General features: G+C 74.9%; 12 protein-coding genes, 1 tRNA gene and 1 pseudogene. 9 read left to right on the top strand and 5 right to left on the bottom strand.

Annotated elements, in window-relative coordinates; all coding sequences use genetic code 11:
• Positions 1 to 65 precede the first annotated feature (65 nt).
• From fdh to ACTEI_RS24190, 4 genes and pseudogenes are all read left to right on the top strand, one after another.
• Positions 66 to 3,284, top strand: a pseudogene (fdh, locus tag ACTEI_RS24205) (formate dehydrogenase); the annotation flags it as partial.
• A gap of 17 nt (positions 3,285 to 3,301) precedes the next feature.
• Positions 3,302 to 4,375, top strand: coding sequence for a 4Fe-4S dicluster domain-containing protein (locus ACTEI_RS24200; protein ID WP_122979756.1), 1,074 nt, complete (start codon positions 3,302 to 3,304; stop codon positions 4,373 to 4,375).
• Between the two features lie 479 nt (positions 4,376 to 4,854).
• Positions 4,855 to 5,796, top strand: coding sequence for an NrfD/PsrC family molybdoenzyme membrane anchor subunit (gene nrfD / locus ACTEI_RS24195; protein WP_122979755.1), 942 nt, complete (start codon positions 4,855 to 4,857; stop codon positions 5,794 to 5,796).
• A 204-nt stretch (positions 5,797 to 6,000) separates the two neighbouring features.
• Entirely contained in the window at positions 6,001 to 6,585 is a 585-nt protein-coding gene (locus ACTEI_RS24190) for a hypothetical protein (protein WP_122979754.1), read from the top strand.
• 286 nt (positions 6,586 to 6,871) lie between these two features.
• Here ACTEI_RS24190 and selD read toward each other — a convergent pair whose 3' ends face one another.
• Positions 6,872 to 7,864 (bottom strand): selenide, water dikinase SelD, encoded by a 993-nt coding sequence (selD, locus tag ACTEI_RS24185; protein WP_372443279.1) that lies wholly within the window; start codon positions 7,862 to 7,864, stop codon positions 6,872 to 6,874.
• A gap of 109 nt (positions 7,865 to 7,973) precedes the next feature.
• On the opposite strand from selD, the gene ACTEI_RS24180 reads away from it, so the two are divergent.
• The 3 genes from ACTEI_RS24180 to selB all read left to right on the top strand — a co-directional run bounded on the left by ACTEI_RS24180 (position 7,974) and on the right by selB (position 11,158).
• Positions 7,974 to 8,069 (top strand) — tRNA-Sec (locus tag ACTEI_RS24180).
• Between the two features lie 55 nt (positions 8,070 to 8,124).
• Positions 8,125 to 9,408 (top strand): L-seryl-tRNA(Sec) selenium transferase, encoded by a 1,284-nt coding sequence (gene selA, locus ACTEI_RS24175; RefSeq protein WP_122979752.1) that lies wholly within the window; start codon positions 8,125 to 8,127, stop codon positions 9,406 to 9,408.
• A 1-nt stretch (position 9,409) separates the two neighbouring features.
• Positions 9,410 to 11,158 (top strand): selenocysteine-specific translation elongation factor, encoded by a 1,749-nt coding sequence (gene selB, locus ACTEI_RS24170; RefSeq protein ID WP_122979751.1) that lies wholly within the window; start codon positions 9,410 to 9,412, stop codon positions 11,156 to 11,158.
• On the opposite strand, the gene ACTEI_RS24165 is transcribed toward selB, so the two are convergent.
• Positions 11,145 to 11,498 (bottom strand): nucleotide pyrophosphohydrolase, encoded by a 354-nt coding sequence (locus tag ACTEI_RS24165; RefSeq protein ID WP_122979750.1) that lies wholly within the window; start codon positions 11,496 to 11,498, stop codon positions 11,145 to 11,147. The two genes, selB and ACTEI_RS24165, sit on opposite strands and share 14 nt — an antisense overlap.
• A 139-nt stretch (positions 11,499 to 11,637) precedes the next feature.
• Between ACTEI_RS24165 and ACTEI_RS24160 the strand changes: the two genes are divergently transcribed.
• Both ACTEI_RS24160 and ACTEI_RS24155 read left to right on the top strand, forming a co-directional pair.
• Positions 11,638 to 12,096, top strand: a complete 459-nt coding sequence (locus ACTEI_RS24160; RefSeq protein ID WP_122979749.1) for an Asp23/Gls24 family envelope stress response protein — start codon at positions 11,638 to 11,640, stop codon at positions 12,094 to 12,096.
• Between the two features lie 189 nt (positions 12,097 to 12,285).
• Positions 12,286 to 12,561 carry a hypothetical protein gene (locus tag ACTEI_RS24155; protein ID WP_122979748.1) on the top strand — a complete coding sequence of 92 codons (276 nt, stop codon included), beginning with the start codon at positions 12,286 to 12,288 and terminating at the stop codon, positions 12,559 to 12,561.
• A gap of 113 nt (positions 12,562 to 12,674) precedes the next feature.
• Here the strand turns inward: ACTEI_RS24155 and ACTEI_RS24150 are convergent, their stop codons facing one another.
• The 3 genes from ACTEI_RS24150 to ACTEI_RS24140 all read right to left on the bottom strand — a co-directional run bounded on the left by ACTEI_RS24150 (position 12,675) and on the right by ACTEI_RS24140 (position 16,094).
• The gene (locus tag ACTEI_RS24150; RefSeq protein ID WP_145830919.1) at positions 12,675 to 13,091 is read right to left on the bottom strand and encodes a hypothetical protein; all 417 of its coding nucleotides are present in this window, start codon (positions 13,089 to 13,091) and stop codon (positions 12,675 to 12,677) included.
• 148 nt (positions 13,092 to 13,239) lie between these two features.
• Positions 13,240 to 15,291, bottom strand: a complete 2,052-nt coding sequence (locus ACTEI_RS24145) for a putative bifunctional diguanylate cyclase/phosphodiesterase (RefSeq protein WP_122979746.1) — start codon at positions 15,289 to 15,291, stop codon at positions 13,240 to 13,242.
• The gene (locus ACTEI_RS24140) at positions 15,288 to 16,094 is read right to left on the bottom strand and encodes an SAM-dependent methyltransferase (RefSeq protein WP_122979745.1); all 807 of its coding nucleotides are present in this window, start codon (positions 16,092 to 16,094) and stop codon (positions 15,288 to 15,290) included. The genes ACTEI_RS24145 and ACTEI_RS24140 overlap by 4 nt, the downstream gene beginning before the upstream one ends.
• Between the last annotated feature and the right edge of the window lie 94 nt (positions 16,095 to 16,188).

The following is a 16,188-nucleotide window of genomic DNA, read 5'->3' as shown; positions in this document are numbered from 1 at the left end:
CACGGTGAGTTGGCACGTTCCGCTCGTCGTGCGGCCGGGCGCGGGCCGCGCTAGGGTCTGATCTCATGGGCGTGCGCACCTGGATCGAGGGCTGGCCGGTCTACCGGCAGCTCACCGGGACCGATCCGCTGGGTCGGGGCGCCGCCGCGCAGTCCGCGCGGTCGAGGAGCCTGACCGCGCGCACCGAGACCGCCGACTCGATGGCCCGCTCCGTCTGCCCCTACTGCGCCGTCGGCTGCGGGCAGCGGATCTACGTCAAGGACGGCGAGGTCGTCCAGATCGAGGGCGACCCGGACAGCCCGATCTCCAAGGGCCGGCTGTGCCCGAAGGGCTCGGCCAGCAAGAGCCTGGTGACCAGCGAGCGGCGGCAGAAGAAGGTGCTCTACCGCCGCCCCTACGGCACCGACTGGGAAGAGCTCGACCTGGAGACCGCGATGGACATGATCGCGGACCGGGTGCTCGAGGCCCGCGAGGAGACCTGGGAGGACGTCGACTCCGAGGGCCGCCCGCTGAACCGCACGCTGGGCATCTCCAGCCTCGGTGGGGCCACTCTCGACAACGAAGAGAACTACCTGATCAAGAAGCTGTTCACGGCGATGGGCGCGTTGCAGATTGAGAATCAGGCGCGGATTTGACACTCCGCCACCGTTCCCGGTCTGGGGACCAGCTTCGGCCGTGGCGGGGCCACCGGATTCCTTCAGGATCTGGCTAACGCCGACTGCATCATCATCCAGGGCTCCAACATGGCGGAGGCCCACCCGGTGGGCTTCCAGTACGTGGTGGAGGCGAAGAACCGCGGCGCCAAGGTGATCCATGTCGACCCGCGGTTCACCCGGACCAGCGCGCTCGCGCACACCTATGTGCCGGTGCGCGCCGGGGCGGACATCGCCTTCCTGGGCGGGGTGATCAACTACATTCTCGGCAACGAGCTGGACTTCCGGGAGTACGTGCTGGCGTACACCAACGCGTCCACGATCGTCAGCGAGGACTTCCGGGACACCGAGGACCTCGGCGGGCTGTTCTCCGGCTTCGACCCGCAGACCCGGGCGTACGACCAGTCGAGCTGGGCGTACGAGGGGCAGCAGGAGGACGACTCGGTCCAGAGCCACGGGGAGTCGCACGTCGACCGGGAGACCGCTTCCGGGCTGGAGCAGGAGTCGCACGGCCCGCCGGTGCCCGCCGACGTGCCGCGTGACCCGACGCTGCAGCACCCCCGGTGCGTCTACCAGATCCTCAAACGGCACTACGCCCGCTACACCCCGGAACTGGTGGAGCGGGTCTGCGGGGTGCCGCGGGACAAGTTCCTCGAGGTCTGCCAGGCGTGGACGGCGAACTCCGGCCGGGAGCGCACCACCGCGCTGGTCTACTCGGTGGGCTGGACCCAGCACAGCGTCGGTGTGCAGTACATCCGCACCGGCGCGATCATCCAGCTGCTGCTGGGCAACATGGGCCGGCCCGGCGGCGGGGTGATGGCGCTGCGCGGGCACGCCAGCATCCAGGGCTCGACCGACATCCCGACCCTGTTCAATCTGCTGCCCGGCTACCTGCCGATGCCGCACCACCGCCAGCACGAGACGTTCCGGCAGTGGGTGAACTCCATCCGCCACCCGGACCAGAAGGGCTTCTGGGCCGAGGCCGAGGCGTACGCGGTCAGCCTGCTCAAGGCCTACTGGGGCGACGCGGCCACGGCGGCCAACGACTGGGGTTTCGGCTGGCTACCCCGGCTCACCGGCGATCACGGCACCTACCAGCAGGTGCTCGACATGATCGACGGGAAGATCCGGGGGTACTTCCTGCTCGGGCAGAACCCGGCGGTCGGCTCCGCGCACGGCAAGGCGCAGCGGCTCGGCATGGCGAACCTGGACTGGCTCGTGGTCCGCGACCTGTTCATGATCGAGAGCGCCACGTTCTGGAAGGACGGCCCCGAGGTCGGCACCGGCGAGATCGTTCCGGAGCAGTGCCGCACCGAGGTGTTCTTCATGCCGGCCGCCTCGCACGCCGAGAAGGAGGGCACCTTCACCCAGACCCACCGGCTGCTGCAATGGCGGGAGAAGGCGGTCGAGCCGCCCGGCGACTGCCGCTCCGAACTGTGGTTCTTCTACCACCTGGGCCGCCGGCTCCGGGAGCGGCTGGCCGGCTCCACACTGCCCCGCGACCAGGCGCTGCTCCGGCTGGCCTGGGACTACCCGGTGCACGGCGCGTACGCCGAGCCCAGCGGCGAGGACGTGCTCAAGGAGATCAACGGGTACGACGTCGCCACCGGCGCCCCGGTGCCGAACTTCACCGCGCTCAAGGCGGACGGCTCCACCGCGTGCGGGTGCTGGATCTACTCCGGCGTCTACAAGGACGGGGTGAACCAGGCCGCCCGGCGCAAGCCCGGTTCGGAGCAGGACTGGGTGGCCGCCCAGTGGGGCTGGGCGTGGCCGTCCGACCGCCGTACCCTCTACAACCGCGCCTCCGCCGACCCGCAGGGCCGGCCCTGGTCGGAGCGGAAGAAGTACGTGTGGTGGGACCCGGCGGCCGGCGAGTGGACCGGTTACGACGTGCCCGACTTCGAGAAGACGAAGGCGCCGGACTACCGCCCGCCGGAGGGCGCCACCGGTGTCGCGGCGATCGCCGGTGACGACGCGTTCATCATGCAGGGCGACGGGAAGGGCTGGCTGTACGCCCCGGCCGGGCTGATCGACGGACCGCTGCCGACGCACTACGAGCCGGCCGAGTCGATGGTCCGCAACCCGCTCTACCCGCAGCAGGCCAACCCGACCCGCAAGCTCTACGACCGGTCCGAGAACCCGACCAACCCGAGCTCGCCGGATCGGCACGCCGAGGTCTTCCCGTACGTGTTCAGCACCAGCCGGCTGACCGAGCACCACACCGCGGGCGGCATGAGCCGGCAGCTGGCGTACCTCTCCGAGCTGCAGCCGGAGATGTTCGTCGAGGTGTCCCCGGAGCTGGCCGCCGAGCGCGGGCTGGAGCACCTGGGCTGGGCGCACGTCGTCACCGCCCGGGCCGCGATCGAGGCCCGGGTGATGGTGACCGACCGGCTCGCCCCGCTGCGCGTCGACGGCCGGGTCCTGCACCAGATCTGGATGCCGTACCACTGGGGCAGCTCCGGGCTGGTCACCGGGGACTCGGCGAACGACCTGATCGGCATCGTGCTCGATCCGAACGTGCTGATCCAGGAGAGCAAGGTGGGCACCTGCGACATCCAGCCGGGACGCCGGCCGGTCGGTCCGCAACTGCTGGCGTACGTCGACGAGTACCGCCGACGGGCCGGTCTGACGACGAGGGGGCACGGCGCGTGACCGGGAAGAACAGCCTGTACGGGCCGCTCGACCCGGCGCCCGACGCGGGGTACACCGACGCCCCGCCGCGGATGGGGTTCTTCACCGACACCAGCGTCTGCATCGGTTGCAAGGCGTGCGAGGTGGCCTGCAAGGAGTGGAACGCGGTCCCGGACGACGGGTTCGGGCTGCTCGGCCAGTCGTACGACAACACCGGCGGACTGACCGCCAACTCGTGGCGGCACGTGGCGTTCATCGAGCAGCCGGTGGCCGGGGGCGGGCACGGCACCGATGTGCCCGGCGCGTTCGCGGGTGTCCCGGCCGGGCCGCCGGGCAGCCCGCACAGCGCGGTCGCCGCCGCGCGGACCGGGCGCGACGGCGGGACCGTCCCGGACGTACCGGCGGCGGTCGACGCTCTCGCGGCGGCCGCGACCATCGGCGTGCCCGCGGAGAACGGCGGTCCACGGTTCCTCGGGATGCCCGGCCGGGATCTGCCGGGCCGCACCATGGACGCCCCGCGCAGCGATTTCCGCTGGCTGATGATGTCCAACGTGTGCAAGCACTGCACCCACGCCGGCTGCCTGGACGTCTGCCCGACCGGCGCGCTGTTCCGCACCGAGTTCGGCACCGTGGTGGTGCAGGAGGACATCTGCAACGGCTGCGGCTACTGCATCCCGGCCTGCCCCTACGGCGTCATCGACCAGCGCCGGGACGACGGCCGGGCGTGGAAGTGCACGCTGTGCTACGACCGGATCGGCGACGGGCTGACCCCGGCCTGCGCCAAGGCGTGCCCCACCCAGTCGATCCAGTACGGCGAGCTCGACGAGCTGCGGGCCCGCGCCGCGCACCGCGTCGAGCGGCTGCACGAGCAGGGCGTGACCGAGGCCCGGCTCTACGGCCACGACCCGTCCGACGGGGTGGGCGGCGACGGCGCGTTCTTCCTGCTGCTGGACGAGCCGGAGGTGTACGGCCTGCCGCCGGACCCGGTCGTGCCCACCCGTGACCTGCCGGCCATGTGGAAGCGTGCCGGGTGGGCCGGGCTCGCGATGGCCGCCGCCGTGGTCGTGTCGTTCCTGGGAGGCCGTTCGTGACCCGTCCGCCAGAGCCGCGTGACCACCGGCCCGACGGCTCGCAGCCGCCCCGCACGCCGGGTTCACCGTCGCCCGTCGCGCCGAGTTCACAGCCACCCGCCACATCGGGTTCACCGTCGCCCGCCACACCGGGTTCACCGTCGTCCGCCACATCGGGTTCACCGTCGCCCGCCGCGCCGAGTTCACAGCCACCCGCCACACCGGGTTCACCGTCGTCCGCCACACCAGGTTCACCGTCGCCCGCCGCGTCCGGCCCGCAGGCGGCTCCCCGGGGCTTCTCCGGCTCGTCGAACGGCGACCGCCAGGAACGGTCGGGCGGTGCCGGGCAAGGCAGCGGCGGCGGCCGGGCCGGCGGCGGTAAGGGCGACGGCCGGGCCGGTGGCGACAAGGGCGTCGGTCGAGCCGGTGGCGGCAAGGGCGACGGCGGCCGGGCCGGTGGCGGCAAGGGCGGTGGCGGTAAGGGCCGCGGTGACCGCCCGATGGTGCCGCCCGCCGACTTCCGCTCCTACTACGGGCGGCCGATCGTGCGCCCGGCGGTCTGGCGGCACGACATCGCGGCGTACCTGTTCACCGGTGGCCTCGCCGCCGGTTCCGCGCTGCTCGCCGCGGGCGGCGACGCCACCGGTCGCCCGGCGTTGCGCCGCGCCGGCCGGGTCACCGCGCTGGGCGCGCTCGTGGCCAGCACCTACTTCCTGGTCCACGACCTGGGCCGCCCGGAGCGTTTCCACCACATGCTGCGGGTCGCCAAGCCGACCTCGCCGATGTCGATGGGCACCTGGATCCTCAGCGCCTTCGGGGCCGCCGCCGGTGTCTCCGCGGTCGCCGAGGCCGCGCCGCTGCTGCCGGACCGCGGCGTCACCGGTCTGGCCCGCAAGCTGCTGCCACCGCTGGGCACCGCCGGTCAGTACGGCGCCGCGGTGACCGCGCCGGCTCTGGCCACGTACACCGCGGTGCTGCTGGCCGACACCGCCACGCCGAGCTGGCACGCGGCGTACCCGGAACTCCCCATGATCTTCGCGGGCAGCGCGCTGGCCAGCGGCGCCGGAGTCGGCCTGCTGGCCGCGCCGACGGCGCAGGCCGGACCGGCCCGCCGGATGGCGGTCCTCGGCGCGGCGCTCGAGTTGTACGGCGCGCACCGCGTCGAGACGGGCAAGGGCATCCTGAGCGAACCGTACGCCCAGGGCCGCCCCGGGCGGCTGCTGCGCGCCGGGCGGGCGCTGACCGCGGCCGGGGTGGCCGGCGCTGCGCTCGGCCGCCGGAGCCGCGTGGTCTCCGCGCTGTCCGGGCTCTCGCTGCTGGCCGCGTCGCTGGTCACCCGGTTCGGCATCTTCGAGGGCGGGATCGCCTCGGCGAAGGATCCCCGGTACACGGTCGTGCCGCAGCGCGAGCGGCTGGCCCGCCGTTCCGGCGAAGCACCGTAGTTCTCGGGCCGTGCGGGAAGGTCCCGGTCCGGACGGTGACACCGGCGCCGTCCGCCCGAGCGCGCCGGCAGCGGCCCACTCGCCCGGACGTCGGGGCCGTCCCGCGCGAGGTGTTCCAGGCAACCGGTGGGTTACGCAAGCCGGTCGTCAGGCAGCCCGGCGCACGGTTGCCCCGGTGCGAATTCGCGCTGGCAGGATGGCCGGGTGGCACTCACCCCCTGCACCGACCTGTCGGCGGCCCGCTGGCTGGTCGACGACGACCAGCCGTGGGCACGGTTGGTCACCACCGGACCGGCCGGCTTCCCGGCCTACGCCCGGCTGCGTTTCCTGCCCGACCCGGCCTACCCGGGACAGCACGAGGCCGACGTGGTCACCGACGACGACGCGCCGGCCGAGGCCGAGCAGCTGCGCACCGCCCTGACCGCGCTGGCCGGGCACACCACCACCCCCGGCGACTGCTACTTCTGCGTCTGGGAGGGCTGGGGCCGGTGGCTGACCGAGGTGTTCCCGGCCGAGGTGCTCGCCGGGCCGAAGGTCGAGGTGCCCGGCCGCGCCTTCCACCTCTTCCGCGGCCCGCTCGCCGACTTCGGCCCGGAGGCGGCGACCGCGGGCTGGCCCGATCCGGCCTTCGTCTGGCCGGCCGACCGGGCCTGGTGCGTCGCCGACGACGTCGACCCGCACTGGGCCGGCATCGGCGGCTCCGAGGCGGCGATCGCCGAGCTGCTCACCACGCCCGGCATCGACGTGGTCCGCACCACGCCCGACGAGGCCGTGCCGTTCTACCGGTGACCCGGGCCGGGCACGGCGATGCGAGCAGCCCCGATCGGGCGGCGGGGCGACCGGCGGGTCGGCGGCGAGACGATCGAGGGGATCGGCGGGTCGGCGGTGAGACGACGGATGGGATCGGCGGGTCGGCGGCGAGACGACGGATGGGATCGGCGGGTCGGCGGCGAGACGATCGACGGGATCGGCGGGTCGGCGGCGAGACGATCGACGGGACCGGCGGCTCGACGGTGAGACGACGGATGGGATCGGCGGGCCGGCGGCGAGAAGACCGAGGGGCGGCGGTCAGGCGTCAGCCGACCAGCACGGTCCGGCCGTCCCGGGCCGGCAGCAGCTCGCCGATCACCGGATAGCCGGGCACCTCGCCGGCCACCAGCAGCCCACCCGAGGTCTGCGCGTCGGCGAGCAGCAGCAACTCGTCCTCCGGCGTGCGGCCGGTGCCGATGTGCGGGCGCACCCAGTCCAGGTTGCGGCGGGTGCCGCCGCTGACGTAGCCGTCGGCGAGCGCCTGCCGGGCCCCGTCCAGGTAGGGCACCGCGGCCGGGTCCACCCGCGCGGTCACGCCGCTGGCCCGGGCCAGCTTGTGCAGGTGGCCGAGCAGCCCGAAGCCGGTCACGTCGGTCGCGCACACCGCGCCGGCGGCGAGCGCGGCCTCCGACGCGGCCCGGTTCAGCTCGGTCATCGCGGCGACCGCCTGCGGGAACACCTCGCCGGTCTGCTTGTGCCGGCTGTTGAGCACGCCGATGCCGAGCGGCTTGGTCAGGGTCAGCGGCAGCCCGGGCTTCCCGGCGTCGTTGCGCATCAGGCGGGCCGGGTCGGCGACACCGGTGACGGCCATGCCGTACTTCGGCTCCGGGTCGTCGACGCTGTGCCCGCCGGCCACGTGACAGCCCGCCGCCCGGGCCACGTCGAGCCCGCCGCGCAGCACCTCGGCGACCAGTTCCATCGGCAGCACGTCGCGCGGCCAGCCGAGCAGGTTCACCGCGACGACCGGGGCGCCGCCCATCGCGTACACGTCGGAGAGCGCGTTGGTGGCGGCGATCCGGCCCCAGTCGTACGCGTCGTCGACCACCGGGGTGAAGAAGTCCGCGGTGGCCACCACCGCGGTCCCGGCGGCGATCCGGACCACCGCGGCGTCGTCCCCGTCGTCCAGGCCGACCAGCAGCTCACCCGGCCCGTCCGGGGCGTCCCCGCCGACCAGCCCGGCGACCACCGCCTCCAGCTCACCGGGCGGGATCTTGCAGGCGCAGCCGCCGCCGTGCGCGTACTGCGTCAGCCGGATCACGGCCGGGTCCTCGCGAACCGCTCCCTCGGTACCCACGGTCACCCACCTTACGAGCCGTGCCGGGACCGCGCACGACGCGGCGCTCATGCCGATCGGATACGGTGATCACGGAGGCGTTCAGGTAGCTGGTGCTCCTCGCGGTCTTCAACACCGACGTGACGCGGTATCCGGGTCAGGCGGGTTCGATTCCCGTCCGCCTCCGCCAAGCACCATCCGGAAAGCCGGGAACGCGACCGGACGCCGGAGGAGGAGAGGACCTCGTGGATCCGCGGCGGCAGACCCCGCGTACCGATGCGGTCCTCGCCGATCCCCGGCTGCGCGCCGCCGCCGACCGCCTCGGCCGCGCCCCGGTCAAGGCCGCGGTGCACGCCGCGCAGCAGCGCGCCCGGGCCGGCGAGCTGGCCCCCGGCGACGTCGCGGACGCCGCGGTCGCGGCCCTGCCGGCGACCGCGGGCGGGCTGCGCCGGGTGCTGAACGCCACCGGCGTCGTCCTGCACACCAACCTGGGCCGCGCCGCGCTGTCGGACGCCGCGGTCGAGGCGGTGGTCGCCGCCAGCGGCGCCACCGATGTCGAGCTCGACCTGGCCACCGGCCGGCGCGCCCGCCGCGGCCGCACCGCGCTCGCCGCGCTGGCCGCCGCGGTCCCGCGGGCGCAGGCCGTGCACGTGGTCAACAACGGGGCCGCCGCGCTGGTGCTCGCCGCGACCGCGCTCGCCGCCGGCCGCGAGATCGTCGTCAGCCGCGGCGAGATGGTGGAGATCGGCGACGGGTTCCGGCTGCCCGACCTGCTGCAGTCGACCGGGGCCCGGCTGCGCGAGGTGGGCACCACCAACCGCACCCGGGCCGCCGACTACGCGGCCGCGGTCGGACCGGACACCGGGTTCATCCTCAAGGTGCACCCATCGAACTTCGTGGTCCGCGGCTTCACCAGCGCCGCCGGGATCGCCGAGCTGACCGGGCTGGGCGTGCCGGTGGTCGCGGACATCGGGTCCGGGCTGCTCGCGCCGGACCCGATGCTGCCCGGCGAGCCGGACGCGGCCGGGGCGCTGCGCGACGGCGCGGACCTGGTCGTGGCCAGCGGCGACAAGCTGCTCGGCGGGCCGCAGGCCGGTCTGCTGCTGGGCGCCGCCGAGCTGGTCGAGCGGCTGCGCCGGCATCCGCTGGCGCGGGCGCTACGGGTGGACAAGCTGACCCTCGCGGCGCTGCAGGCGACCGTCGCCGGGCCGGTCACGCCGACCTGGCGGGCGCTGCGCTACGACCCGGACGAGCTGCGCGAGCGCACCGCGCGCCTGGCGGCGCGGCTGCCCGGCGCACCGGTCGAGGTGGTCGCCTCGGTCGCGGTGGTCGGCGGGGGAGGAGCCCCGGAGCTCGAGGTCGCGTCGTGGGCGCTGGCGCTGCCCGCGGCGTACGCCGAACCGCTGCGCACCGGTGAGCCGCCGGTGCTGGGCCGGGTGGAACGCGGCCGGCTGCTGCTCGACCTGCGCTGCGTGCCGGCCGGGTCCGACGACGTGCTGGCCCGCTCCATCCTGGCGGCGGGGCGCTGACGTGCACGTGATCGCCACCGCCGGGCACGTCGACCACGGCAAGTCCACCCTGGTCCGGGCGCTGACCGGGATGGAGCCGGACCGGTGGGCCGAGGAACGCCGCCGCGGCATGACCATCGACCTGGGGTTCGCCTGGACGCGCCTGGACTCCGGGGCGACCGTCGCGTTCGTCGACGTGCCCGGGCACGAGCGGTTCGTGCCGAACATGCTGGCCGGGGTCGGGCCGGTACCGGCCGTGCTGATCGTGGTGGCCGCCGACGAGGGGTGGAAGCCGCAGTCCGCGGAACATCTGGCCGCGCTGGACGCGCTGGGCGTGCGCCACGGGCTGCTCGTGGTCACCCGCGCCGACCTGGCCGACCCCCGGCCGGCCACGGCCGCCGCGCGCGCCGAGATCGCCGGCACCTCGCTCGGGGCGGTGCCGGCGGTGGCGGTCAGCGGGGTGACCGGGGCCGGGCTGGACCGGCTGCGGGCCGCGCTGGACCGGCTGGTCGCCGGGCTGCCGGCGCCCGACCCCGGCGCCGCGGTACGGCTGTGGATCGACCGGGCGTTCACCATCCGGGGCGCCGGGACGGTGGTCACCGGCACACTCGGGGCGGGCACCCTGCGTACCGGCGACGAGCTGGAGCTGACCGGGGCCGCCAAGCCGGTCCGGGTGCGCGGGCTGCAGAGCCTGGGCGCCCCGGTCGCCGGGATCGCCGCGGTCGCCCGGGTGGCGGTGAACCTGCGCGGGGTCGACCGGGACGCGGTGGCCCGCGGCGCGGCGCTGCTGACACCGGGACGGTTCCGGCTCACCGACCTGATCGACGTCCGGGTGCACGGCGACCCGGTGGCGGCCCTGCCGGCCACGGTGACCCTGCACGCCGGGTCCGCCGCGGTGCCGGTGCGGGTCCGGCCGCTCGGCGCGGACACCGCCCGCCTGCGCCTCGCGCAGCCGTTGCCGCTGCGGATCGGGGACCGGGCGCTGCTGCGCGACCCGGGCCGGCACCACGTGGCCGGTGGCGTGACCGTGCTCGACGTCGCGCCGCCCGGGCTGCGACGGCGCGGGGCGGCCGCCGCCCGGGCGGCCACGCTGGCCGGGCTGGACGGCACCCCGGACCCGGCCGGCGAGCTGCGCCGCCGCCGGCTGGCGCACCGCGACGACCTGCTGCGGATGGGCGTCGTCCCGTCCGCAGCGCCGGTGGCCGGCCCGTGGCACGCCGACCCGGAGCACTGGTCCGCCCTCGGCGCCCGGCTGGCCGAGGAGGTCACCGACTACGTCACGACGCACCCGCTGGAGCCGGGCGCACCGGTCGAGATGCTGCGGCACCGGCTCGGCCTGCCCGACCGGACGCTGGTCGAGGCGCTGGTCCGGCCCCCGCTGGCGGTGCGCGCCGGCCGGGTCGCGCCGGCCCGTTCCGGGGTGCCCGCCGAGCTGGCGGACGCCGTCGGGCGGGCCTTCGACCCGGCCCGCGAGTTCGTGGCGCCCGAGGCGCGGCGGCTCGCCGAGCTCGGGCTGGGCGCCCGTCAGCTGGGCGCGGCGGTACGCCTGGGCCTGCTCGTGCAGCTGGCCCCGAACGTGGTGCTTCCGGCCGGCGCCCCGGACCGGGCGGCCGACGTGCTTGCCGTGCTGCCGCAGCCGTTCACGCTCAGCGAGGCCCGGCAGGCGCTGGACACCAGCCGGCGCGTCGCGGTGCCGCTGCTGGAGCTGCTCGACCGCACCGGCGCGACGCGGCGGCTGCCGGACGACCGGCGTACCGTCACGCGTCGCTGATCTTGGCGGCCCGGCCGCGCGCCGCCTCGACGGTGTAGCGGCGCCCGGCCTCCGCCAGCTTGTCGGTGGCCGCCTGCACCAGGTCGATGCCGAGCACGTCGGCGAGCCGCACCAGGTAGACGGTCACGTCCCCGATCTCGGCCCGCACCCGCGGCCCCAGCCGGGGATCGGCCATCACCTGAGCGGACTGCTCCGGGGTCAGCCACTGCAGCTCGGCCAGCAGCTCACCGACCTCCCCGGCCAGCGCCATGGCCAGGTTCTTCGGGGTGTGGAACTGCTCCCAGTCCCGGTCGCGGGCGAACGCGCGCACGTGCGAGGTGAGTTCGGCGATGTCCGACATCGGTCTGCGCCCCAGGGTTGCGGTGGACGGGCGCAGTCGATGGTATTCCGGCCGGCCCGTCCACTGCCGAGCGCCGTGCACGATCTCTTGTAGGCTCCCGTGGACACCGCCGCCCGACGCAAGCCGAGGGATCCGCCAGATGACCGACGAGTCCGAGTTCCACGCGGACCGTACCCAGGAGATGTTCCTTCCCGCGGTGGTGCAGCCGGTGCCGCCGCAGCACGGCGGGGCGGAAGTGATCGAGGTGGCGGAGTACCGGGGCGACACCGTCTTCGAGCGCGAGGTGATCGAGAAACTGGCCGCCGCGGCGGCCCGGTCCGTGCCCGGGGTCGCCGAGCTCGGCGGGGACGTGGCCCGCTTCTTCAACTCGGTGCTCGACCGGGTCGGCCTGGACAAGGTCGGCGACGCCACCCGCGGGGTGAAGGCCCGGGTGGACGGCGTCGACGTGGATGTCACGGTGGTGCTCTGCCTGCGCGCCGGTGAGGTCGTCGCCGAGGTGACCCGGGAGGTCCGCCGCCGGGTGATCGAGGCCGTCGAGAAGTACGGCGTGCACGTCACCAACTGCACGGTCAAGGTCGACGACATCCTGATGCCGTAGCCGTGCAGCGGCGACTGATCACCCGCGTCCGCCGGCTCTGCGCGGCCGACGACCGCCGGCCGCGGCGCTGATCTACGGCTCGTTCGTGACCGGCGAGGCCGACGAGCACAGCGACATCGAGTTCTGGCTGTTCTTCGACACGCCGCCGGACCCGCACGCCGGCTGCGCCGGATCGGCCCGCTCCGGCACGTGACGGTCAACGAGTTCGGCGCGCCCGTGGCGTTCTTCCCGGGTCTGCTGCGCGGGGAGTTCCACTTCGCCGGGACCGCGGACATCGCCTCGGTCGCCACCTGGCCGGCCCGCGGGGCGCCGACCGGCCGGATGATCGTGACCGACCGCACCGGCGCGCTGCGGGCCGCGCTCGACGCGCTGCCCCACCGGCCGGTGCTGCCGGCGCCCGCGGAGCTCTGCGGCCGGATCGCCAACTGGCTGGTGCTCACCCACCGGGTCGCGCTGCCGGGGTAGGACCCGCGCGCTGCCGCCGGCGTCCGCCGTTCCCGCGCCGCCTCATTCCCGGTACGGCCGGTCGCGCCCCGCCCGCGCTCACGCGCCCCGGCGGCGCGGCCCGGCCGGCGGGCTCAGAACGTCGGGCAGAGCCGGGTCCGCACCACCTGGATGATCCGCGTGGCGGTCGCCTCGCCCACGCCCTGCGGCGCCTGCGGGGTGCTGAACCGCTGGCCGGCCACCTTGGCCCACTCCTTCTCCGGGCGGGCCTTCAGGTCGCGGCACTGGTCGCGGCCGCGGTTCACCAGGGACTCCGGGTCGCCGGCGACCAGCGCCGGGTCGATGGCGCGCAGGTCGGCCAGGTAGGCCTGCGCGGTCTGCGCGTCCGGTTTCGGCGGGAATCCGAGCTGCGCCTCCAGGCTGGCGCGCGCGTCGGCCGGCGCGCCCGGCGAGCCCTGCGCGGCCGGGGCGATGGTGGATTCGGGGCCGCCGGAGCATCCGGTGACGCAGAGGGCGCCGACGGCGACGGCGATGGCAAGCATGCGAGACATGCCTGGCTCAACGACGGCCGCGCCGGGAGGTCACATGTCCGGGCGGGAAAGGTGCCCGGGCCGATCGCCGGCGCATCGCGGGCCGGCCGGGTCGTACCGGGACCGGCGGTTGCCGCGGGAATCCGCGGATGCCGGCGGCCGCGGGGGATCACCCGGGCAGGGCGTAGACCGGGTCGGACCGGTGCAGCAGCGGGAGCATCGCGTCCGCGGACAGCGGCCGGGAGAACAGGTAGCCCTGCCCGGTGTCGCAGCCCAGATGGCGCAGGCGGTCGGCCTGCAGCCGGGTCTCCACGGCCTCGGCGGTCACCGTGATCCGCAGCGCGTGGGCCAGCCGGACGATCGTCTCGACGATCTGCTCGTCGACCGAGCAGCCGGACGCCGGCGCCGGCTCGCGGAGCCCGTCGACGAACGGGCCGGCGAGCTTGAGGATGTGGACCGGCAGGTGGCGCAGGTAGGCGAGGTTGGAGTAGCCGGTGCCGAAGTCGTCGATGGCGATCCGGATGCCCCGCTGCGCGAGGCTGTCGAGCGCGGCGAGCGGCGCGCCGTCGGTGTCCATGATGGCGCTCTCGGTCAGTTCCAGCACCAGCAGCCGCGGGTCGAGCCCGGTCTCGGCGAGGATCTTCGCGACCTCGGCCGGGAAGCCCGGCTCGTGGGCCTGCGCGACGGTGATGTTGACGCTGACGAAGACCGGCGCGTCCGGACAGCGGCGGGCCCACTCGGCGGCCTGGGCGCACGCCTGGCGCAGCACGTGGCGGCCGAGCGCCACGATCACCCCGGTCTCCTCGGCGAGCGGGATGAACCTGTCCGGCGACAGCTCGCCGAGCACCGGGTGCCGCCAGCGGACCAGCGCCTCGACCCCGCGCAGGCGCTCGTCGGCGAGCGAGACCAGCGGCTGGTAGACGACGGTGAACTCGCCGCGCTCCAGGGCGTCCGGCATGGCCGCGGCCAGCGCGTAGCAGGCGGCCTGCCGGGCGTTGCGGTCCGCGTCGTACATCACGTAACGGGAGCGGCCCTCGGACTTCGCCACGTACAGCGTCAGGTCGGCGGCCTTCATCAGCTCGGCCGGCGAGGTGTCGCGCACGTCGCTGTCGACCACGCCGATGCTGGCCGACACCCGCAGCCGCTGCCGGCCCACCTGGTACGGCTCGGTCAGCGCGGCCAGCACCCGTTCGGCCAGCGCGCGCATCTCCTCCGGCCCCGCCGGATCGCGGACCAGGAGCACGAACTCATCGCCGCTCATCCGGCCCGGGGTGTCCGCGCACGCGGCCAGCCGCTCGGCGACCGCCACCAGCAGCGCGTCGCCGACCTGGTGGCCCAGCGTGTCGTTGACCCGCTTGAACCCGTCCAGGTCCAGGTAGCACAGGCCGACCCGACCGGCGGTCCGGAAGATCTGCGCCAGCCGGTCGGCGATCATCGCGCGGTTCGGCAGGCCGGTGAGCGGATCGTGGGTGGCCTGGTGCTGCAGGCTCTCCTCGAGGCGGCGCCGGTCGGTGATGTCGTGCACCATCGCGATGGTCAGCTGCGGCGTGCCGTCGTCGTCGCGGATCAGCGAGGACGTCAGGTCCACCCACACCAGCGTGCCGTCGGAACGCCGGTACGCCTTCTCCATGCGCACCTGGTCCCGCTCGCCGCGGATCATCTCGTCGTACCGCTGCCACATGCCGGGCGGGTCGCTGGCATCCGCCAGCTGCGGGACGGTCATCGCGCACATCTGGTCCGGGGTGTAGCCGAGCAGGTCGGCGAACGCCTGATTGACCCGGACGATCCGGCCGTCCATGGTGCTGACCCCGATCCCGACCGCGGCGTTGTGGAAGATCGCCCGCAGCCGGGACTCGCTGGCCCGCAGCGCCCGCTCCGCGCCCGCGTGCGCGTCGAGCACCGCCCGGGTCAGCTCCTCCTGCTCGGCCATCGTCGCCTCGCGCAGCGCCTGGGCGTACCCGGCGGCGACCGCGGCCTGCACCTCGGTGGTCCGCGGGCCGGGCAGGCACGCGCCGATCAGCATGATCGTCTCGGCCAGCACCGCCGGATCGGTCAGATGCGCCCGGACCAGTTCCGCGCCGACCTCGCCGGCCCGCGCCGGGTCACCGGAGGCCAGCCGGTCGGCCAGCCCGTGCAGCAGCGCCTCCAGGCCGGCGCCGTCGAGCGGCACGAAACCCTCGCGCGCGATGCGCTGGAGCCAGAGCTGGGCGAAGCCGGTCATCCTTTGCGGCCGACGCCGGCGTACGCCCCCACTCGCTCGGGATGCTCGTCCACCGGATCCTGCGGGTCCGGCCGCCACTGCGGGATGAACACCAGACCGGGCTCGACCAGCTCGAAGCCGGCGAAGTACGACCTGATCCGCGCGGCCGGCCGCAGCACGATCTCGGTCGCGGTGCGCCCGGACAACCGCTGCGCCTCGATCACCTCGGGCGGCTGCCCGTCCCCGGTGGCGTGCGAGATGAGCAGGTAGCTGCCCGGCGCGAGGGCCGCGCCCAGCGCCGCCACCACGGCGCCCGGGTCGTCCTCGTCCGGCACGAAGTGCAGCACCCCGGCCAGCAGCACGGCGACCGGCTCGGTGAGGTCCAGTCCGAGCTTCTCCGCCTCGCCCAGCACCCGGCCGGTGTCCCGCACGTCGGCGCAGATCACCCCGGTCCGCTCGACACCGGCCAGGATCGCCCGGCTGTGCTCCACCGCGACCGGGTCGATGTCGACGTAGACGACGCGCGCGCCGGGCGCCGCCTCCAGGGCGATCTCGTGCACGTTGCCGGCGGTCGGGATGCCGGAGCCGATGTCGAGGAACTGGCGTACGCCGCGGGCGGCGAGATAGCGCACCGCGCGGCGCAGGAAGACCCGGTTGGACCGCATCGTCTCGGCGATGTTCGGCGTCATCGCGGCGATCCGCTCGGCCAGCGCCCGGTCCACCGCGAAGTTGTGCGCCCCGCCCAGGAAGTAGTCGTAGACCCGGGCGGCGCTGGGCCGGCCGACGTCGATCCCGGCCGGCACCCAGTCGTTCGGCTCCGCCACCGCACACCCTCCACGATCCTCATCGGACACGCTGCCAAGAACCACAAATGTCTATCGCTCCTGGACCCGGATGGCAACAGCGGTCCCGGCGTCG

Origin of the sequence: Actinoplanes teichomyceticus ATCC 31121 (assembly GCF_003711105.1) — a bacterium.
Lineage (GTDB): Bacteria > Actinomycetota > Actinomycetes > Mycobacteriales > Micromonosporaceae > Actinoplanes > Actinoplanes teichomyceticus.
The sequence above is the reverse complement of the archived record's forward strand: the minus strand, read 5'-3'. Positions and strand labels throughout refer to the sequence as shown.